Source organism: Azohydromonas lata NBRC 102462 (genome assembly GCF_001571085.1).
Taxonomy (GTDB): domain Bacteria; phylum Pseudomonadota; class Gammaproteobacteria; order Burkholderiales; family Burkholderiaceae_C; genus Azohydromonas; species Azohydromonas lata.
Genome location: NZ_BCTC01000199.1, coordinates 1 through 4,251, shown reverse-complemented (window position 1 = coordinate 4,251; position 4,251 = coordinate 1). Strand labels below are relative to the sequence as shown.

At 74.5% G+C, this 4,251-nt stretch carries 4 protein-coding genes; 1 reads left to right on the top strand and 3 read right to left on the bottom strand.

The annotated features are described in order from the left end of the window. From ALA01S_RS30250 to ALA01S_RS30240, 3 genes are all read right to left on the bottom strand, one after another. Positions 1 to 695, bottom strand: a 695-nt coding sequence (locus ALA01S_RS30250) for a DUF6064 family protein (RefSeq protein WP_066343357.1), incomplete at its 3' end; no start/stop codon positions are given. Beyond that, a complete protein-coding gene (locus tag ALA01S_RS30245) occupies positions 695 to 1,642 on the bottom strand; it encodes an aldo/keto reductase (protein WP_218011556.1) in 948 nt (315 codons plus the stop codon). The genes ALA01S_RS30245 and ALA01S_RS30250, both read right to left, overlap by 1 nt. An 84-nt stretch (positions 1,643 to 1,726) precedes the next feature. Beyond that, a complete protein-coding gene (locus tag ALA01S_RS30240) occupies positions 1,727 to 2,125 on the bottom strand; it encodes a DUF1161 domain-containing protein (protein ID WP_066343355.1) in 399 nt (132 codons plus the stop codon). Between the two features lie 147 nt (positions 2,126 to 2,272). Here ALA01S_RS30240 and ALA01S_RS30235 point away from each other — a divergent pair, with 147 nt between their 5' ends. Then, positions 2,273 to 4,099 carry a sensor histidine kinase gene (locus tag ALA01S_RS30235; RefSeq protein ID WP_066343353.1) on the top strand — a complete coding sequence of 609 codons (1,827 nt, stop codon included), beginning with the start codon at positions 2,273 to 2,275 and terminating at the stop codon, positions 4,097 to 4,099. Positions 4,100 to 4,251 lie beyond the last annotated feature (152 nt).

Below are 4,251 nucleotides of genomic sequence, written 5' to 3'. Positions count from 1 at the left end.
GGGGCCGGCTGCGCGCTCGCCGCCTGGGCGGCGGGCGCACGCCCCCGCCGCGCGGGCCGTGCCGCCAGGCTCAGCAGCGCCGCCAGCGGCAGCAGCGGCCACTGCGGGGCCTGCAGCGCCAGCAGCATGAGCGGCTCCACCACGCACCAGGCCAGCGGCAGCGGCAGCAGCCAGCGCCGCACCCCGGGCCGCGCCAGCGGCGCCAGCGCCAGCATGGCCAGCACCGTGGGCGCGGGCATGAGGCCCACCACCTCGGCACGCCACCACGAGCCGCCCAACCACCCCGCCAGCAGCGGCGCACCCGCCAGCGCCACGAGCAGCAGGCCGACGGCCACGGCACGCTCGCGGGCCGCGGCATCGGTGGTGAAGGCGCCGCGGCGCGCCAGCACGGCCAGCACCACCGCCTGCGCGGCAAAGCCCACCGCCATCACGGGCGCACCCCAGTGGATCTGGGCGTAGCGCAGCAGCAGGAAATCCCAGGCCACGGTGATGCACCACAGCGCCGCCAGCCCGGCCAGCAGTTGCGCGGCGCCGCGGCGGCGCGTCAAGAGGCCCAGCAGCGCCACCGCGCCGCAGCCGGCCATGAGGAGCTGCGCCGGCCACAGCGCCTGGTTGTGCGCCTGCACCAGCCGCGCGTAGGTGCGCCCGGAAAAGAGCTGGAAATCCGACGGCACGTAGGTCCACCACTCGACCATCACAGCTCCTGCACGGCTTGGGCGATGCGCCGGCGCAGCGCCGCATCCGGCAGCCGCCCGCCGGCGGCGGCGAGGTTCTCGCGCACGTGGGCCACCTGCGTCGTGGCCGGGATCACGCAGGTCACGGCCGGGTGGGCGACGATGAACTTCAGGACGAGCTGCGCCCAACTGGTGGCGTCCAGCTCCGGCCCGGCCCACTTGGGCAGCGGGTGGCGCTCCAGGCGGCGCAGCAGCGCGCCCTGCTGGAAGGGCCGGTTGACGATGACGCCCATGCCGCGTTCGGCCGCCAGCGGCAGCAGCCGCTGCTCGGCCTCGCGGTCCACGGGGTTGTAGGTGAGCTGCACGAAGTCCAGCGGCTTGCCGGCCATCACGCGCTCCATCTCGGCGTGGCGGCGGCCCTCGCTGGTGGTCACGCCCACGTAGCGCAGCCGGCCCTGCGCCTTCATGCGCAGCAGCAGCGGCAAGTGCTCCTCCCAGGCCAGCAGGTTGTGCACCTGCAGCAGGTCAAAGCGCGGCAGGCCCCAGAAGGCGCGCGACTCGTCGATCTGCGCCGGCCCCTGGCGGCCGCTGCTGCTCCAGACCTTGTCGGCGGCAAAGACGCGGTCGCGCGCGCCCAGGGTGCGCAGCGCCTGGCCCACCACCTCCTGCGCCGAGCCATACATGGGCGAGGAGTCGATCAGCCGTCCGCCCCCGGCCAGGAAGGCCTCCACCACCCGCGTGCACTCCTCGCGCAGCTGCGCATCGCGGCCGACGTTGAAGGTGATCCAGGTGCCCAGGCCCACGGCGGGCAGCCGCTCGCGGCTGGAGGGAATGGCGCGCAGCGGCAGCGCCGGGCTGCCCTGCGCGGCGGCGGTGGACGGGGCCAGCCAACCCGGCGCCGCGCCGGCCGCCAGCGCGGCCAGGCCGCCCAACACGCGGCGGCGCCGCGGCATCGTGGTCTTGCTCATGCGGGCGAGCTTCCCATGCCGCGGCGCGGCGCTGGCAACGTGGGGTTTCAGCGGCACGCGGGCGCGGGCCTCCAATGCAGCCCTTCAGCGCGGGCATTCCCCGTCGGGGGCCACGGAGCCGTCACGGCACTCGGTGATGACGTCCTGGCGCCGCGGCGCCGGCGCGGCCGGGCGCGGGGCGGGTTGCGCCTGCACCTGCGTTGGTGCCTGCGTGTGCACCTGGGCCTGCGCGGGCTGGGCCGGGCCGTCCTGGACGAAGACGATCTTCTTCGTGCCCTGCTCGCAGCGGCCCACCACGCGGCCGGCGGTGTTGGCCTCCATGTCCACGATGGACAGCCGGAACTCCGCGATGCCGCCGGCGCGGAACTTGTCGGCGATCTCGGCCTGGATGGCGTCGCAGTTGCTGGCGGCGCGGGCCGCCTGGGGGCCCAGCAGGGCCAGCAGCGCCGTCAGGGTGATCAGGGCCGGGGTGGGCTTGCTCATGGTCCTCTTTCCTTGGTGCAGTGCAACATCACATTGTCTGTCCGGTGACAAGGCTGGCGACAGGTGGCGGCGCTAGCATGCGCCGCCGCATTTTTGCCGCTCGCCCTCATGGGGCGGCCGGCTCCCCGCCTTTTCGCCCGTCCAGCCATGTCCGACTCCTTGCTCCGCGCCCCGCTTCCCCCGCGCCAGGCCGAGCAATTGCGCGAGCACCTGGTGCTGGCCGTGGCGGCGCTGGCGATCGTGCTGCTGAGCACGGCGGCGGCGCTGATGCTGTGGCGCCAGCGCGCGCACACCCAGGCCACCTGGGAGCGGTACATGCAGAGCTTCGCCACCAGCATGGCCGCCCATGCGCAGCAAGTGGCATACGCGGCCGACGGGGCGCTGCAGCGCGTGGTGGAGCGCGTGCAGGAAGAGGCCGGCGACAGCGAGGCGCGGCTGCATGAGCTGGCCACGACGCGGCGCATGCACGATTTCCTCACCGAGCGCCGCGGCGAACCCGGCGTGGCGCGCGACATCGCCATCGTGGACCTGCAGGGCCAGGTGCTGGCCAACAACCAGGCCTTTCCGGCGCCGCACATCAACGTGCACGACCGCGACTACTTCAAGGCCCACCTCGCGCAGCCGGCGCTGGACCTGTACCTCTCGGCGCCCGTGCTCAGCCGCGACACCGGGCGCTGGACCCTCTTCCTGGTGCGCAAGCTGCGTGCGGGGGACGGTCGCATGCTGGGGCTGGTGATCACGGGCGTGGAGGTGGCGTGCTTCGAGCGCTTCTACCAGTCGGTCAACCTCGACGACGCGCACACCGCCGTGCAACTGCTGCGCAGCGACGGCGTGCCCCTGGCGCGCCACCCGCTGCGCGCGGGCATGATGTCGGCCTCCTACCGCGGCGCGCCGGCCCTGCGGGCGCTGGAGCAGGCGCTGGCGCAGGGGCGGCGCAGCGCGGCGGTGTACACGCGGCAGACGCGCCCGTCCGACCCGGCGCTGGCCGACCAGCGGCTGGTGGTGGCGCGCGCGGTGGACGCCTTTCCGCTGGTGGTGGTGACGCTGGCGACGCAGGACCTGATGCTGCACGGCTGGCGGCAGACGGCCTGGTTCCTGGGCGTGGGCACGGCGCTGCTGGACGCGCTGATCGCGCTGCTGGCGCTGTGGATGCACCGGTCGCTGCGCCGGCGCCGCCAGGACATGGAGCGGCTGGCCGCGGACCACGGCGACAAGGCCAGCTTCCTGGCCGGCGTGAGCGGCGAGCTGCGCGCATCGCTGCTGGGCCTGCAGGACATGACGCGGCGGCTCGCCGCCACCGCGCCGGCGCTGGCGCCGCAGCGCCAGGCGCTGCACACCATGGAGCGCTCGGCCACGCAGCTGATGGCGCTGGTGGACGACCTGCGGGACTACTCGCGGCTGGAGACGGGACGGCTGGCGCTGCAGCGCGCGCCCTTCGCGATCGCGCCGGTGGTGCAGGACTGCCTGGCGCTGTTCCAGTCGCAGGCCCGCTCGCGCGGCGTGGCGCTGGAGCTGTACATGGGCAACGCGGCGCACGACACGCCGGTGCTGGGCGACGCGCCGCGGCTGGCGCAGATCGTCAACAACCTGCTGTCCAACGCGCTGCGCTTCACCAGCACCGGCCACGTGGCGCTGAGCGTGGCGCCGCTGGACCGCGAACGCTGGCGCGTGGCGGTGAGCGACACCGGCAGCGGCATGACGGCCGAGCAGTGCCGGCGGCTGTTCGAGCCCCTGCCCGCCCCCCATGCGGCCGAGTCCGGCGCGCCGGGGACCACGCCGGGGCTGGGCCTGGGTCTGGGCCTGTCCATCGTCAAGCGGCTGGCGCTGCTGCACGAAGGCACGGTGGGCGTGCGCAGCGAATTGGGCCAGGGCACCGAGGTGTGGTGCGAGCTGCTGCTGCCGCCGGCGGCGGTGGCGCCTTCGTGTCCGGCAACGCCACCGGCAGCGGCTGAGGCAGCGGCTGAGGCAACGTGAACGTGAGCCTGGCGCCCGCGCGGCGCCAAAAGCAAAAAAGCCCGCCCTGAGCCAGGGCGGGCCAAGTACCGGCGGTGACTCCGGTGCAAAGGAAACGGTGAAACGGTGAGGCGGCGCTCAGCCCAGCGCCGCGGTGAGCGCGGGCACGGCCT

What these genes read in the sequence shown, in the direction of transcription:
- ALA01S_RS30245 (WP_218011556.1), bottom strand. Translation starts at nt 1,642, where the DNA reads ATGAGCAAGACCACGATGCCGCGGCGCCGCCGCGTGTTGGGCGGCCTG.
- ALA01S_RS30240 (WP_066343355.1), bottom strand. Translation starts at nt 2,125, where the DNA reads ATGAGCAAGCCCACCCCGGCCCTGATCACCCTGACGGCGCTGCTGGCC.
- ALA01S_RS30235 (WP_066343353.1), top strand. Translation starts at nt 2,273, where the DNA reads ATGTCCGACTCCTTGCTCCGCGCCCCGCTTCCCCCGCGCCAGGCCGAG.